This window comes from Paenibacillus woosongensis (assembly GCF_030122845.1).
GTDB classification, from domain to species: Bacteria; Bacillota; Bacilli; order Paenibacillales; family Paenibacillaceae; genus Fontibacillus; species Fontibacillus woosongensis_A.
Genome location: NZ_CP126084.1, coordinates 4,371,143 through 4,387,164 on the forward strand (window position 1 = coordinate 4,371,143; position 16,022 = coordinate 4,387,164).

13 protein-coding genes and 1 pseudogene are annotated in these 16,022 nt (G+C 50.8%); 4 read left to right on the forward strand and 10 right to left on the reverse strand.

The window, feature by feature from the left end; all coding sequences use genetic code 11:
* Positions 1 to 120: 120 nt before the first annotated feature.
* A complete protein-coding gene (locus tag QNH46_RS20060) occupies positions 121 to 1,101 on the forward strand; it encodes a cation diffusion facilitator family transporter (protein WP_283925751.1) in 981 nt (326 codons plus the stop codon).
* Between the two features lie 93 nt (positions 1,102 to 1,194).
* Here the strand turns inward: QNH46_RS20060 and QNH46_RS20065 are convergent, their stop codons facing one another.
* The 4 genes and pseudogenes from QNH46_RS20065 to QNH46_RS20080 all read right to left on the reverse strand — a co-directional run.
* Complete coding sequence (locus tag QNH46_RS20065) at positions 1,195 to 2,010, reverse strand: DUF8832 domain-containing protein (RefSeq protein ID WP_283925752.1); 816 nt, start codon at positions 2,008 to 2,010, stop codon at positions 1,195 to 1,197.
* Positions 2,011 to 2,029: 19 nt separating this feature from the next.
* Positions 2,030 to 4,450: a heavy metal translocating P-type ATPase gene (locus QNH46_RS20070; protein WP_283925753.1), complete on the reverse strand. Its 2,421-nt coding sequence runs from the start codon at positions 4,448 to 4,450 to the stop codon at positions 2,030 to 2,032.
* A gap of 172 nt (positions 4,451 to 4,622) precedes the next feature.
* Positions 4,623 to 4,841 (reverse strand): copper chaperone CopZ, encoded by a 219-nt coding sequence (gene copZ, locus QNH46_RS20075; RefSeq protein WP_283925754.1) that lies wholly within the window; start codon positions 4,839 to 4,841, stop codon positions 4,623 to 4,625.
* 211 nt (positions 4,842 to 5,052) lie between these two features.
* Positions 5,053 to 5,673 (reverse strand): annotated as a pseudogene (locus QNH46_RS20080) (MBL fold metallo-hydrolase); the annotation flags it as partial.
* 326 nt (positions 5,674 to 5,999) lie between these two features.
* On the opposite strand from QNH46_RS20080, the gene QNH46_RS20085 reads away from it, so the two are divergent.
* Both QNH46_RS20085 and QNH46_RS20090 read left to right on the forward strand, forming a co-directional pair.
* Entirely contained in the window at positions 6,000 to 8,732 is a 2,733-nt protein-coding gene (locus QNH46_RS20085) for a S8 family serine peptidase (RefSeq protein ID WP_283925755.1), read from the forward strand.
* A gap of 12 nt (positions 8,733 to 8,744) precedes the next feature.
* On the forward strand, positions 8,745 to 9,386 hold the full coding sequence (locus tag QNH46_RS20090) for an S-layer homology domain-containing protein (protein ID WP_283925756.1): 642 nt from the start codon (positions 8,745 to 8,747) through the stop codon (positions 9,384 to 9,386).
* A gap of 161 nt (positions 9,387 to 9,547) precedes the next feature.
* Here the strand turns inward: QNH46_RS20090 and QNH46_RS20095 are convergent, their stop codons facing one another.
* Complete coding sequence (locus tag QNH46_RS20095; protein ID WP_283925757.1) at positions 9,548 to 10,345, reverse strand: TrmH family RNA methyltransferase; 798 nt, start codon at positions 10,343 to 10,345, stop codon at positions 9,548 to 9,550.
* Positions 10,346 to 10,365: 20 nt separating this feature from the next.
* Positions 10,366 to 11,040, reverse strand: a complete 675-nt coding sequence (locus QNH46_RS20100) for a potassium channel family protein (RefSeq protein WP_213593129.1) — start codon at positions 11,038 to 11,040, stop codon at positions 10,366 to 10,368.
* Positions 11,041 to 11,166: 126 nt separating this feature from the next.
* On the opposite strand from QNH46_RS20100, the gene sspI reads away from it, so the two are divergent.
* Positions 11,167 to 11,400, forward strand: a complete 234-nt coding sequence (gene sspI / locus QNH46_RS20105) for a small acid-soluble spore protein SspI (protein WP_155612625.1) — start codon at positions 11,167 to 11,169, stop codon at positions 11,398 to 11,400.
* A gap of 138 nt (positions 11,401 to 11,538) precedes the next feature.
* On the opposite strand, the gene QNH46_RS20110 is transcribed toward sspI, so the two are convergent.
* From QNH46_RS20110 to QNH46_RS20125, 4 genes are all read right to left on the reverse strand, one after another.
* Complete coding sequence (locus QNH46_RS20110) at positions 11,539 to 13,122, reverse strand: peptide chain release factor 3 (protein WP_283925758.1); 1,584 nt, start codon at positions 13,120 to 13,122, stop codon at positions 11,539 to 11,541.
* Positions 13,123 to 13,273: 151 nt separating this feature from the next.
* The gene (locus tag QNH46_RS20115) at positions 13,274 to 13,915 is read right to left on the reverse strand and encodes a nitroreductase family protein (RefSeq protein WP_283925759.1); all 642 of its coding nucleotides are present in this window, start codon (positions 13,913 to 13,915) and stop codon (positions 13,274 to 13,276) included.
* 72 nt (positions 13,916 to 13,987) lie between these two features.
* Positions 13,988 to 14,320: a 4Fe-4S dicluster domain-containing protein gene (locus tag QNH46_RS20120; protein ID WP_283925760.1), complete on the reverse strand. Its 333-nt coding sequence runs from the start codon at positions 14,318 to 14,320 to the stop codon at positions 13,988 to 13,990.
* Positions 14,317 to 15,915 (reverse strand): FAD-dependent oxidoreductase, encoded by a 1,599-nt coding sequence (locus QNH46_RS20125; protein WP_283925761.1) that lies wholly within the window; start codon positions 15,913 to 15,915, stop codon positions 14,317 to 14,319. Before QNH46_RS20125 ends, QNH46_RS20120 begins: the two co-directional genes overlap by 4 nt.
* Positions 15,916 to 16,022 lie beyond the last annotated feature (107 nt).

Consider the following 16,022-nt stretch of genomic DNA (forward strand, 5'->3'; position numbering starts at 1 on the left):
ATATTCTGCTTCCAAAAATAGAAACTTGATTGACATTCGTTTTTGAACATGATAATAATAAAAGTAATAAAACATATGAATGAGTGATCATATATTGATATATAAAAGGAGTTGTCGAATATGTCTGAACACCACAACCACGGCCACAGTCACGATGCTGGGCATAGCCATGTTCACACCAATAATAAGAAAACACTGTTTTTTTCATTCCTCATCATTACCCTCTATATGATCGTAGAGGCCGTTGGCGGCATGGTTACCAATAGCTTGGCCTTGCTCTCCGATGCGGGTCATATGCTATCCGACTCCATTGCTCTAGCCATTGCTTTATTGGCCTTCTGGTTCGGAGAAAAGGCTGTAAATACAGGGAAAACGTACGGGTATAAACGTTTCGAAATTTTAGCTGCCTCCCTTAACGGCATAACGTTGATTGGCATTTCGGTATATATTTTTTATGAAGCCATTCAGCGCTTTAGTCATCCTCCAGAGGTTGCCACCACAGGTATGCTGATTATTAGTATTATCGGTTTGCTGATCAACATACTGGTCGCGTGGATGATGATGCGCGGAGGCGACACGGAGAACAACTTGAATATGCGCGGCGCCTTTTTACACGTCATCAGCGATATGCTTGGTTCTGTTGGTGCCATTGCCGCGGCTTTATTGATGATCTTCTTCGGCTGGGGCTGGGCGGACCCGCTGGCTAGTGTGATCGTAGCTGCCCTTGTATTGCGAAGCGGTTACTTTGTTACTAAATCGTCCTTGCATGTCCTGATGGAAGGGACGCCTCAAAATATAAATTTAAATGAGATTACGGATACTATTCAGCAGGTAGACGGAGTAAAGGGAGTTCACGATGTTCATATTTGGTCGATTACAAGCAGCCTGAATGCTCTTACAGCCCATATCGTGGTCGACGGAGACAAGACCATTTATGAGACAGAAGCCATTATGCAAAAAATTGAACATATTTTAGAGCATAAAGAGATTAGGCACGTGACCTTGCAAGCCGAATCGGAAAAGCATAATCATGAAAACTCCATTTTCTGCACCACCAAAGCAGATACGCCAAATGCCCATGCGCATGCCCATCCGCATTAAAACAAAGAAAAAACGCAAATAGCAGGGGCCGAACAGCTCCTGCCATTTGCGTTTTTCTAATCTATCCTCAAATACGGCTTCTCCCATTACAGGTTAATTTACTTGGATAACGAACGGGTAGGCGTTAACCTGATCGCCAAATTTGAACTCTGCCCAGAGTTTATAGATGCCCGGCTGATTAAATTGCGTGCTAAAGACTGTTGCATCATCAGAGACTGGATGAACGTGGATAAACTGCTCTCCCTCCTCGTCAAGAATAACAACATGTCCCAGAGCGCCCAGGTAAGGATCCGGTGTTCCGTCCTTGCTCACAAAGGTCAGCGTCGTGGGGTGATTGGCTGCCAGAGAATCGATCCTCAATTCGACGGTTTTATCGTTAATCGTTTTCTCCATTACAGTGTCGGCTTCAAGCTGGTTCCCTTCATGAAGACCGGTACGCTCACCTACATGCAATTCTACAGGGCTAACCTGGTAAGCTAAGTCCTTGGGGCTAATGTCTACAAAGACTTTATATAAATTATCCTTCAAGTCAGCCTCCTGTGTGAATACCCCGTTTCCTTCATCGGCTGGATGCAGATGATAATAATCCTCCAGATCTGCGCTTACAACAATAAGATGCATCACCTTCTCATGGCTGATTTCCAATTGTGGCGCTCTATTGTTGGCATCTTTCAAATCAATCGTAATGACATGATCTTGATAACTGACATCTACATTCACTTCACTAATCGCACCTGTTCCGTTCGACGAATGCTCATGATCGTTTATGTCTGAATGACCGGATACTTCGTCCATCTCGTGGGTGTCAGATGAGGTGCTGGCGCTAGCATAAATGCTGTACCCTCCGATAACTATCCCAAGATACAGGACGGCGGAAAGAGTCCAGTATAGAACCGTCTTTGGCTTCATGGCTATCCCCCATTTCATGTTAAGCTATCAATTTGATTCGCTGCAATCTTAAGGCATTCAGAACTACAGATACAGAGCTAAATGCCATGGCTGCCCCGGCAACCCACGGAGCCAAGAAGCCTAGTGCTGCAATCGGCACCCCGAGGCTGTTATAGGCGAGCGCCCAGAACAGATTTTGTTTAATATTCCGGATTGTCATTTTACTCATGTAAATGGCATCGGCAATACTGTTCAAATCTCCGCGTATTAGTGTAATGTCTGCCGCCTCCATCGCCACATCCGTTCCTGTCCCGATAGCCATGCCGATGTCGGCCGTTGCCAATGCAGGAGCATCATTGATGCCGTCGCCTACCATTGCCACCTTTTTCCCGGCCTTCTGAAGCTTCTTCACTTCCTCTGCCTTTCCTTCCGGCAGAACTTCGGCGATCACATGGTCAATCCCGACTTGATGTGCAATGGCTTTGGCTGTCTGCGTATTGTCGCCTGTAATCATGACCACATCCAGCCCCAATCTTCTCAGGCGGGCAATAGCCTCCTTGGAGGTTTCCTTCACGGTATCCGCTACAGCTACGATTCCGGCCCATTCGTTGTCTATGGCCACTAGCATCGCCGTTTTCCCTTGCTTCTCCAAGTCCTCCATTCGGGCTAAATGAGCATCTGGAATTGAAATGTTGTGTTTCTTCATAAGCCTGCGCGTTCCTATGAATAAATCTTTCCCTTCTACCCGTGATTGAATACCGAACCCTGGGATGGCTTCGAAGCTTTCGGAGGACCCAAGCGGAATTCCCTTCTCTTTAATTCCCTCCACAATGGCCTCAGCAAGCGGATGCTCGGAGCTTTTTTCAGCTGCCCCGACCAGCCGCAGAAATTCCGGCTCATTGTGCTCATTGGCCAGAATGACATCGGTCAGCGTTGGTTTGCCTTTTGTAATCGTTCCTGTTTTATCCAAGATAATCGTATCGATCCGATGAGCGGTCTCCAGGTGCTCGCCGCCTTTAAATAGGATTCCGTACTCCGCAGCCCGGCCTGAACCGGCCATAATGGACGTTGGAGTGGCTAAGCCCAAGGCACAAGGACAAGCAATAACGAGAACGGCAATGAACTTCTCTAAGGATTCAGCGAAATTGCCAGGTGTTACAAAGAAATACCAGATGAAGAAAGTAACCATGGCTATGCCTACAACAATCGGTACAAATATTCCGGAAATCGTATCGGCCAGACGCTGGATCGGAGCTTTCGAGCCTTGGGCTTCCTCCACTACTTTTATAATTTGCGCCAAAGCCGTATCTTTGCCAACCTTCGTTGCTTCGATTTTGAGAAAACCGTTTTTGTTAATGGTTGAGCCTATGACCGTGTCGCCAATCGTTTTATCGACAGGTATACTTTCACCGGTGATCATCGACTCATCCAAAGCGGAGCGGCCTTCAGTAATGATGCCGTCTACAGGCACCTTCTCGCCTGGCTTAACATATACGATATCCCCGGTCAGCACTTCTTCGATGGGAATGCTTATTTCTTGGCCGTCTCTTAAGACTGTGGCAGTCTTGGCTTGCAGCCCCATTAATTTCTTGATGGCTTCAGAGGATCGTCCTTTGGCCTTGGCTTCGAATAATTTCCCCAGAATGATCAAAGTGATGAGCACAGCGCTTGTTTCATAATAGAGCTCCACCATATGGGAGTTCGACCCGATGGAAGCAAAGCTCAAATAGAGACTGTAAAAATAAGCCGCAGATGTGCCGAGAGCCACCAGCACATCCATATTGGCGCTTTTATTTCTCAAGGCTTTATAGGCACCGATATAGAATTGTCCCCCTACTATGAACTGTATCGGTGTGGCAAGCGCTAACTGAACCCACGGGTTCATGAACATCTCCGGCAGCCAGATGAAGGATGTAAATTCAAAATGGCTTACCATTGCCCATAGCAGCGGGAAGGCCAGAATAGCCGAAAAGATAAACTTTCCTTTTTGCTGCTGGATTTCTCGTTCCTTATGGTCGCCTTTCTCAGCATTCTCCTCCTTCAGGATGAGAGAATACCCCAGCTTTGTAATAGCCTCCATCATATCTGCAGTGGATACTTCATCAGGATTGTATTCTACAAGGGCTGTTTCAACGGCAAAGTTTACGGCCGCCTTGTTAACGCCATCCAGTTTATTTAACCGCTTCTCTATCCTAGCTGCGCATGCCGCGCAGGTCATACCGGATATATCAAACTCTGCTTTTTCAGTCACAACTTTATAGCCCAACGACTCGACCTTTTGTTGAAACTTACTCACATCCGTCTTACTTGGGTCATATTTGATTTTCGTTTTTTCAAGGGCAAAATTCACGTTAGCCTCTTCTACGCCCTCCAGCTTGTTAAGACCTTTTTCTATTCTTACCGCACAAGCCGCGCAGGTCATGCCGGAAATCTGCAGATTGATTTCTTTGGTATCGCTCATGCTTTTCACTCCTTTATGGTCATGTATGAGCCAAGCTCTGCTTACAAGCTTTAATTTTTATGATGAAAAGAGTTTCAAAAATAAATCGTGCCTTGGCAGCACGATTTATTTTCTGAATTCCATTTACCACTCTCAATGCACAGCTTCTTACCGCAGTTTATAGAGATTGCCTTTAGACAGGCGCTCCATCCACCTCGTAACCCTGCTCGTCAATTACCGCTTTAATTTCCTTCAAGGACACAGCCTTAGGATCAAATGATACAGCCACAGTTCCTTCATTCAAATTTACCTTGACGGACTCCACACCGTTCATTTTTCCGACATTATCTTCTATAGAGTTGATACAATGTCCACAGGACATCCCTTTAACATGGAGTGTTGTTTGTTCCATGGCTTCTCCCTCCAAAAAATGAATATTAATTTTATAACTAATTACATTTACATATTACCATACCCCCGTAGGGTATTTCAATAGAGTTATCATCCAAGCAGCAGGCTATCTGCTTCATTTATTTTGGCAATCCCGATATAGGGATTAATTCTTTAAACACAATAAAAAAGGACTGCTTCATTGCAGCCCTCAGCGCCACTACCTTTGCTGTCTAATGCTTATTTACGTATTTGCCGTAATCGGGAATCGCAATTTGGTCAAACTGCTTCACCAGTTTTTCAGGATTTCTGGACAATAGCTCGCCAGACACAGGCATTCCGTGACCGCAAATTGCCACAGATGGCTTTAAGGCCGCCAATTTCTTAACTGAATCCCATGCCGCTGGCCAGTCTGTCGTAAGATATCTTGGCGGGCCATTAATCTCTACCTCTTGAGTAAACACCTTATACAGCGAGTCCTGTTTTACTGTTACGAAGGCATCTCCTGCAATAAGGGAGCGATCCTTATCCCTAAACAATGACACATGTCCTGGTGAATGGCCCGGGGTGTGAATCCAGCGAAAATCAGTCAAATGAGGTACAGTTCCGTCAGCAGGAAGGGCTTGGACCTGATCCCCTAGATTGACCGGTTCAATCGGAAAGAAGGGAGACATCTTGGCTACCGCCCCGCCATTCCAATGTTTTACCAGGTCAACCACAGCTCCCACATGATCAAAGTGACCATGCGTTAAAACAATTGCCTTAGGACGGCTATTTACGCCGAAACGTTCTTCAGCGACAGCACTGATTTCACCAGCTGATTCCGGCATTCCGGTATCAATTAATACGAATTGCTTCGAGTCCCGCTGACAGTTAGTGCTACAGAATAGTATCCCAGCCCTTTATAAAATTATGCGCAGAGGCAACTTTTGCTTTTTAAGGACAGTTATTTGAGCGTTGGACGGGAGCTGTCTGTTGCTGAAAAAGCAGCACTAGCTCCATAAGGAGAGGAAGGTCAATAGTCATGTTTTTCCATAGGTCTAAAGTCTTTTGTTCTATTAAAAACATTCATTTGCCTGCCGATATAATGATAGACCGCATAATCAGACAGAAAGGGGTGGCTCTGCTTCAGTTGCTTCTTAGTATTAACAGATAAATAAGAGGGAGAGATTTGTACTCTATGAGCAGACTGACAAACAAGATTATCGCATCTGTTCTCGCCATATCTCTGCTGTTCCATTTGGGAGCCCTGGGGCTGGATTCAGCCAACGCCAACGACTCCCTGTCCGGAATGCAGCAGGAGGTCATTGTTGTTTACAAAAACGAGGATGGCCGAGATGCGGTATACAACGAAAGCGTTGATATTCTTCATGAGTTCGATACCATTCCTGCCGTAGCTGCTACGGTAACCCATCGCGATCTGCCTGCCTTGGCAGCTGATCCGAATATCGCGCTGATCGAGCGCAATATCACCTTCCGGATAACGGGCGGTGAATTCAAAACAACTTCCATTTCCACGGAGCAAAGCGGATGGGGCTTTCAGGCTGTGAAGCCGACACTAATGTGGAACTCAGGTTATTCGGGCACAGGCGTAAAAGTAGCCGTCATTGATTCGGGGATTTTTCCGCATCCTGAATTGGCTATAGCGGGAGGAATATCAACCGTAGACTACACGAATAGTTATACGGATGATAACGGACACGGGACGCATGTCGCCGGGATCATTGCCGCCATGAGCAATGGCAGTGGAACAGTAGGTATTGCGCCCGGCGTCCAGCTCTATGCCGTAAAAACGATGGATCAGAATGGCGAAGGAACGCTTCAAGACGTCCTTGAAGGCATCGAATGGTCGATTCAAAACCATATGGATATCATTAACCTTTCTCTCGGAACGGATACGCATTCCCAGCTGTTAAAAGATATGGTAGACCTAGCGAATGCACAAGGTATCGTCGTCGTCGGTTCGGCAGGCAACAGCCAGACGACGGAAGATGCGAACGGCAATATCGTCCCTGTTCCCTTAAGCACTTATACAATCAATTACCCCGCTAAATATGACAGCGTAATTGCTGTTGCGGCGGTGGATGCCAATAACGCGCGCGGCGACTTCTCCTCTGTCGGCGATGAAGTTGAAATCGCAGCACCTGGCGTTGACATCCTATCGACTTATGTCAGCGGCGGCGCTCCCGCTTATGCGTTATCCAGCGGAACATCGCAAGCCGCTCCGCATGTTTCCGGCATGATTGCCCTGCTCAAACAGAAAGATCCCGGAATGACCAACGTACAGCTTCGCGAGGAAATCAAAAAATATGTGATGGATCTGGGACCTGCCGGACGGGATATCGAATATGGTTATGGTATGGTGACCTTCGATCGGTCACTTGATCAGACTCCGCCTGCGAATGTCACGAATCTTCAAGTCCTAGGAAAAACGGATTCAGAGATTTCGATTGCTTGGAATAATCCGGTGAATTCGGACTTTGCAACCAATAACATCTACGCCAATGGCGTTTATGCAGGCAGCGCAGCGGGCCAAACGTTTACCTTGACCCAACTGCAGCCAACCACGTCCTATTCAATTACCGTTAAATCGGCGGATTGGAGCGGAAACGAATCCTCTGGGGAAACAGTCACGGTCATTACAGACAATATTCCTCAAATTCCGGATACGGCTGCCCCGGCAGAAGTATCAGATCTCATGGTCACGGCAACGTCCTCCACCTACGTGAAGCTAGGTTGGACCAATCCTGCAGAACCTGATTTTGCAAAAGTCCATCTCTACCTTAACGGAACCAAGGTATATGAGACTGCCGGAACATCTTATAAATTCGAAGGGTTGACCCCGAATACTAGCTATCGCTTTGGGGTAAAAACAGCAGACCTTGCTGGTAATATTTCACCCGGCTTGAGCCTTACTGCTTCCACCCTAGCTGCAGATGCTACTGATCCAGCAGGCCCTGGTCATGAGCCGCCTGCAGCGGATACGACGGCTCCAGCAGAAGTAACTCAATTGGCGCTGGTTAAAGCGACAAGCTCATCGCTGCAGGTCGGTTGGAGCAACCCGACAGATCCCGATTTTGCCAAGGTCAAGCTATACATCAACAATAATTACATTACGGATACAGCAGCTTCATCATACCAATTCAACGGTTTGCTTGCGGACACTGCCTACAACATCGTGGTCAAGACCGTAGACACCCATGGCAACGTATCTGATGGAGCTTCGCTAACGGCAAGGACGCAACCCGCTCCGGCCGTAAATCATCCCGCACCTTCGACCCCTCCTGCGTCAGGAGGACCATCGGCTCCGGGAGGCGGTATCATTCAGGTGCCGGTTAACGTAACACCCGCCCCGGCAGGAAATACGGCACAAGTCGGGGAGCAGGACGAAGCGGATGCAGCTGCAGGGAACCAGCTTCAAGAAGCCAAAGCATCGCTAGATAAAGCCAAGCAGACGCTAACCATCGGTGACTTCGTCCAGGCTAAAATGGCCGTTCAAAAGCTGACTGACCAAGAGAAGCGCGAAGAGTTCCGGCAGGAATTGAATCGCCTCAAGGAAGAGCTGAGCATTAAGGATCTGCCGTCCAAACAAGGGGTTCGTTCTACTATACCGATCGGCATCAGTCTTCAAGTGGCCATGAAAAGCGCAAACTATAAATTCATTGATCCATCGTCCCTAAAGCCTGGCGAGAACATTTTCGTCTTGAACAGCAAAGGGGAAGCCGTACACGATACGGTAGAGATCAAAATACTGTTCAATCGAATTCATGTAACGCCGAAGAAGGGCAAGTTCGCTGCCAAAGAAACCTACACCATCATTATGGACACGACAGTAAAAGGCAAGCCGGATCCGAGTTCGTCTGACAGCTTTGAACTGAAAAACCCGTTGATTTTAGAGTTCACAACAAGATAGGGGTTTGCAACTATGAAAATTCGAACACTTACAAAACTAGTCATCACATCTGCAATGGGCCTGTCTCTTCTCGGACCAGCCCTACCGTCAGGGCTTCATGCTGCAGAGCAGATTTCCTTCACGGACGTTAAGAAGGGCTCCTGGTATGAAGAGACGGTGCAATGGGCCGTTTCCAAGGATATGGTCAAAGGGTACGCTGACGGGACATTCAAACCGCATCAAACGGTAAGCGAAGCCGAATTCCTCGCTATGCTGCTGCGGGCTTTCGAGCCGGAGCTGGCCACCTCCGCCCAGCAAGGCCATTGGGCGGATGCTTATTATAACCGGGCGAAGCAGCTAAATTATCCGGTCATCGGCTACAAAGAGCTTTTATCTAGAAATCAACCGATTTCCCGGGAGCAGGTTGCCGAATTGGTCACCGCCACGGAAGGCGTCAATTTCAGCGGCGATCATGCCATCCACTACGTGCTTGCCTTCGGGCTCGCTACGGGTAAAGACCCGAATATCGTAAGCGTGGACAGCTATGAAGGCAAAAGCGCCTTAACGCGCGCTGAAGCTCTGCAGTTCATCAAAAATGTCAGCGAATACGGCATCGGCGGATTGCTGGAAAGACCAGATGAGAAGAATAATCCAGAGGATCTTCCCGAGCTATAATCTGCCGCAAAACGCCCAACCTCTACTTCAATAGAGGTTGGGCGTTTTTTACTGATATGAAATTTACATAAGCATAAGTTAGGGTGGAAAATAATCCGGCGTCCAACTACACACTCTAGAATCGTCTACGCCCCAGCCCTTTTATGATGCAAAAAGCATTTTCATTGTTTATAATACCGCTGCCGCTGCGCTTCAAACAGCAGCACCGAAGCGGCCATGGCTACGTTCAACGATTCCGCCTGCCCCCGCATCGGGATAAGCAGCCCGTCGTCCATCAGCTCACGCACGTTCGCACTCAGGCCTCTTGCTTCGCTGCCGAACAGCAGCCATACCGGCCCCGTAAAGTCATATGCGTAGCAGCTCGCCGCTGCCTGCAGGCTCGTTCCGGCCAGCCGGATCCCCCGGGCTTTGGCCTGGGGCAGAATGTCGGCCAGATCACCTTCAATGACGGGCAAATGGAATAAGGAGCCCATTGTTGAACGAATGACCTTCGGGTTGTATATATCCGCGCAGCCCAGGCCGACGATCACGCCGTTCGCACCAACGGCATCCGCGCTGCGAATGATCGTGCCGACGTTCCCGGGGTCCTGCACACCGTCCAGCACGACGACGAGGCTGCGTTCCTCTGTCAGCAGGGGCTCAAGCTCGCCGCGGTTTTTGCGGGCGATCGCGAACACAGGCTGCGGCGTCTTTGCATCGGTGCATTTGGCGATGATAGCGGCCGTTACACCGATCCACTCCACATCCAGCGAGGCGGCGGCTGCCTCTGACAGTTCGGCGGGAATCCCCCGCTCAATTTCATAGCATACGCATTCCAGATCGGCTCGCGCCTTCAGCGCTTCCTGCACCAAATGAATGCCCTCAATTACGTATTTCAGGTGCTTGTCCCGGTTTTTCTTCTCAAGCAGCCCAGCCCATTCCTTCACGCGGGGATTGTTCGGAGAAGTAATTTGCTGCATCAATCGTTCAACCCCTTCGATTATGATTCCGAATAAGCCAGCTCAAGCTTCGTTAAATCATTCTTCTCGCCGACAATGACAAGCACGTCGCCTTCTTCAAGCCGGTCGTTGGCCGCCGGCGAAATATTCATTTTGCTGCCCGTCTTGATCGCCATGACGTTGCAGCCGAACTTGGCCCGAATATCAAGCTCCTTCAGGTTCTTGCCAACCATCGCCTTCGTGATCTGCAGATCAACGATGCTGTATTCGTCCGACAGCTCGATGTAGTCGAGTATGTTCGGCGAGGTCAAGTGATGGGCCAGGCGAAGCCCCATATCCCGCTCCGGATAGATCACCTTGTCAGCGCCGATCTTGTTCAGCACCTTGCCGTGCAGCTCATTCTGGGCTTTAACAATAATGATCGGCCCGCCTAGGTCTTTAAGGATCAGCGTCGTCAAAATGCTGGCTTGAATATTCTCGCCGATCGCCACGACCACGACATCGAAATTACGTATGCCCAGCGCACGAAGCGCCTCTTCGTCCGTAGAGTCTGCGGATACGGCATGCGTCACGATATTGGATACGGCCTGCGTGCGCTGCTCGTTGGCGTCGATCGCCAGGACATCGAAGCCCATATTGCTTAAAGCGCTGGCCACGCTGAGCCCAAAGCGGCCCATGCCGATGACAGCGTATTGTTTTTTTGCGGATTGTGCCATGCTTCCACCTACCCGAGTCCATATTTATGCGAAATAGTATACCACAACCCGTCCCAAACTTGTATTTTCAGAGCACGAGCCGGGAACATTAACACCGGGCAATGACTATTTCAAGGAGGTATAGATATGCCAATTACTCTTGACCTTAGACAAGCGGTTGTGCATAAAATGCATGGCAAAAACGAAGCAGGCCTGCGGGATATGGTAGAGGGCTCGATCGATGCCCAGGAAACTGCGCTTCCCGGCCTTGGCGTCGTTTTCGAGATCATCTGGAAGCATATCGACGACGCCAAGAAAGATGAATTGATCTCTCTCCTGAGCGGAGAGCTTGCTTCTGCCGAGCTGAAGCCATTGAAATAAGGATAGCCCGCCATCATCGCAACACAAGAAGCCTCCTTACCTGTGATCCTGTAAGGAGGCTTCTTTGTTGTATCGTACTGGAGCGAAACTAAGCTTAGCCTCGGCTTATAGCATTAGCCTTTCCGGCTCGTTTTTTCCTTATGGCGCTGTCTCCAGGAATTTCGCATCCGGATTTTTCTCCATCGCGGTTCTCATTGCATACTCGTTCTCGAACAAGACGACATAATTGCCCTTCTTATCCGTCACCAGCGTCGAATTAATCCGGAATTTCGAAGGATCCACCTTATCCGCGACAATCCAGCGTGCGAATTGGAACGGCATCCGCTGCAGCTGCACATCGACGCCGTATTCCGCCTTCATGCGGTATTCGAACACCTCGAACTGAAGCTGGCCTACGACACCCAGCAGCATGTCCTCGAAGCCTACCGTCGTGAATACCTGAATCGTTCCTTCTTCCGTCAGCTGATCGATCCCCTTCTGATACTGCTTATGCTTCAAAGCATTCTTCACGGTGATTTTGGCAAAAATCTCCGGCGAGAAGGTCGGCAGCTCATCAAATTCGATCTCGCTTCCTTGACTAAGCGAATCGCCAATCCGGAAAATGCCGGGATCGAACAGCCCGATAATATCGCCAGGGTAAGCCTCGGTGACGATATCCCGATCCTGAGCCAGAAATTGCTGCGGCTGGGACAGCTTGATCTCTTTGCCTGCCCGGACATGCTTCACCGACATGCCTCGCTCGAATTTGCCCGACACGATGCGTAGAAAAGCGATGCGGTCACGGTGCGCCGGGTTCATGTTCGCCTGGATTTTGAACACGTAGCCGGAGAATTTCTCGTTCGTCGGCTCGACCAATCCGGTCAAGCTATGGCGCGGCTCCGGCTTTGGAGCAAGACGCAGGAAGTTTTCCAGGAACGTCTGGACACCGAAATTATTGACGGCGCTGCCGAAGAAGACCGGAGTCAGCTCACCGCGGCTGATTTTCTCCATATCGAAGGGATCACCCGCAACATCAAGGAGCTCCAAGTCCTGGCATAGCTGATCATGCAGGTATTCACCGGCCAATTCACGGATCACAGGGTCATGATAATTCTCGACCTTCTTCACTTGGATCTGGGAATGATCATTCCCTTGGAACAATTCAACCTGATTGTTCATCCGGTCGTAAATGCCCGACAGTTCGCGTCCCGAACCGATTGGCCAGTTCATCGGCACTGAGCGGATGCCCAGCACCTGCTCCAGCTCCTCCATCAGATCAAACGGATTCCGGCCTTCCCGGTCCAGTTTGTTGATGAAGGTAAAAATCGGAATGCCCCGCTTGGCGCAAACCTGGAACAGCTTGATCGTCTGTACCTCGACGCCTTTGGCCACGTCAATCAGCATGACAGCTGCGTCTGCAGCAGTCAATGTACGATAGGTGTCCTCACTGAAATCCTGGTGGCCCGGCGTATCCAGTATGTTGACCCGATGGCCGTTATAGTCAAACTGCATGACGGAAGAAGTGACGGAAATTCCGCGCTGCTTCTCGATTTCCATCCAGTCGCTTGTCGCATGCTTGCTTGCCTTGCGAGCCTTGACGGACCCTGCCAGACGGATCGCGCCGCCGAACAGCAATAATTTCTCGGTTAATGTGGTTTTCCCGGCATCCGGGTGGGAAATGATCGCGAACGTCCGCCGCTTATTCACTTCCTCCTGCAGCACTTGCCCCAATGCTTTGCTCATGTATCACTAGTCCTCTCATTCCACAAATTCACGTTGTATATTGTAACATATTTTGTCTCTTTGTACGCAAAAACACCCTCACATCTTGGGAGATGTCGAGGATGCTTTTGTGCTTGCCCGATATTAGCTTATGCTTGCAGACGCTATATGGTCACTTATCGGTTCGAGATTCGGTAGAAAAATCTCCCCAAATGATGCTTTCCCGCAGTGGACGGCGGCCGCTCGGCACATTTCTATCCTTGAATTTATCCGGGAGCAGCTCCGTGCTGCCCGGATATCCGAGTGCAACTACAGCATGCAGCTCAAAATTCGCCGGAATGCTCAGCAGCTCCCTGGCCTTTACCCGGTCATATCCGCCGATGGCCCGGGTGTTCAGTCCTAGCAAGGAGGCCTGCAGTGCAATGCTTGCCCATGCTGCCCCTGTGTCGAAAGCATGCGCCCCATTCAGCTTCCCATCCTCTTGCACGGAGGATAATAGAAGGATAAGCACAGGCGCCTGAGCCGCCCACTCCAGATTGCCGGGAACAATAAACTCATGGAACAGTTTCAACTGGCTTTCTTCCCTGGCTACGATAAAACGCCACGGCTGAAAATTATTTGAGGAAGGTGCCCAACGCGCAGCCTCCAGGACCGCCAGCAGCGTTTGCTCTGCCACCGGCCGGGCGGCAAATGCGCGGGATGACCAGCGGTTAATGAATAACGGGTCGGCTCCATGATCCGCTATGCGGGACAGAGCCTCTTCCTTAATAGAATTTGCCGATACAGGTATGGTTGTTAGTTCCGAATGACTCATGTTTTGATACTCCTCTCATGGCTATAGGTTATTTATTTTACTTTTCGATTTGCAGGATTCAAATGAATGCGTCTATGGAATCGCGCGAACGGCCAATTGATGCATGTATTCATGCGATGACACCGGCTTGCGCCCCGGGCCCCATCCGACCTTCTCGCGGTAGCCGCCAAGCAGCCCGCGTTCCTCCAGCGCCGGTTCCCGCACCTCCTCGCGTCCCTCCGCAAAGGGCGATACGTACATCGCATCGGCGGGACAATACAGCTCGCACATGAAGCAGGTCTGGCAATCGTCCTGACGGGCAATTACCGGAGTGCCATCAACTCCTTGATCGAAGACGTCGGTTGGGCAGACGCTGACACAAAGATTGCATTTCACACAGCGGCTCTCGCTAATCAGCTCGATCATTGCAGCACAGCCTCCTTGCCGATCGGCTCCGGCCTGACGCTGATTTCATCCAATCCCCAGGTGATCAGGCGGTGGTGCTGGGTCTGGTCCTGCTGGGGATAATCGTCGCGCTTATGCATCCCCCGCGACTCACGGCGGGCTAGCGCGGACTGGTACATCCATCGTGCCGTAGCCGTCATCGCCGCCGCCCCGCGCAGCTTCACGCCTTCACGATCCCATCCGGCCCGGTCATTCCGGAGTGTATGCCACACCTGTTCCAGCCGTGCAAGCGATGCCTGCAGCCCCGCCTCAGAGCGAAACAGATTCCGGTCGTAAGGCATGACCTCCTCCTGTACCATCTTTGCATACTGCTCCGGAGTATTCCCTCTTCTCTCTGAGATACGGCTGTCCAGCGGCAGCGAGAGGGCTGACAGCCCCTTAACCCGCCGCTGAGCAGCACGCGGCCCCAGCCGCCGGGCATATTCGGCAGCGCCGTCTCCGGCAAAGCTGCCAGACGACATTGCCCAGGCGGCGTTATGGCTGCCTCCGCCGGTAAACCCGCCGCAAATGAGCTCCCTGGTCGCCGCATCTCCGGCGGCATACAGCCCGGGCACCTTCGTCGCACATGATGCGTCGACAATATGAATGCCCCCGGTTCCGCGGACTGTACCCTCCAGGCGCAGCGTGACGGGAAAGAAATCCTGGAACGGATCGATCCCGCAACGGTCAAAGGGCAGAAAGAAATTGCTCTGACCTACCCGCAGCAGCGGCCGTATCTCCGCGGGCGCCAAGTCAAGCCGTGCATACACCTGCCGGCCAGCCAGCAAATTCTGGGCGATGATGGAGCGCCCCTGTTTTGATCCGGCCCCTTCGACCAGCGACCCGTCTTCATAGTAGAACGAGGCGTACTGATAATAAGCCGTCTTGGTTACGGAAGCAAAGGCAGGCGAAATCCCATAAGCATTGGAAAACTCCATGCCCGAGAACTCCGCTCCGGCTTCCACGGCCAGCAGGTAACCGTCTCCTGTCAGTACGTTGCAGCCCAGGGCTTTGCTCAAGAAGGCGCATCCTCCGGTGGCAATGACGACAGCGGCAGCCCGAACGGACCAGGTCTGCCCAGTCCCGGTGCGAACCCCTGCAGCTCCTCCCACGCCGTATTCATCGGCCAGCAGCTCAAGGGCGGGACTGTGATCCAATATGTTCACTCCCGCCCGTTTCACCGTCCTACGCATTAAGCGCATATACTCCGGGCCCTGCAATCCCCGCCGATGCTGCTGTCCCTGCCCATCTTCGGGAAAAGGATATCCCCATTCGGCGAGCATGCCCATGTTGTCATACGTTTGATCAAGCACGCGGTTCATCCATTGTGCGTCGGCCAGTTGCCCTCCCAGAAAGTAACGGCTGCGCTTCGCCTCTTCCCGGGCGGCCGCCTCTGGTTTGACGTACCATACGCCCGTACCTGACGGGGCTGTCGCCCCGCTCGTACCGCAATACCCTTTATCGACCAGAACGACCTGAGCTCCTTTCCTTGCTGCTGTAATTGCCGCCCAGGCACCAGCCGGTCCGCCGCCGATAACCAATACGTCCGCTGATAAATCCAATCTCTTCTCCCGCATGCCATTCACCTCCTGGCCAAACAAAATGGAGGCATCCCCTTATTCCGGGAATGCCTCCATTCGAATGGTCGACTATAATTCTTACTATTCATATGAGAATAATCACT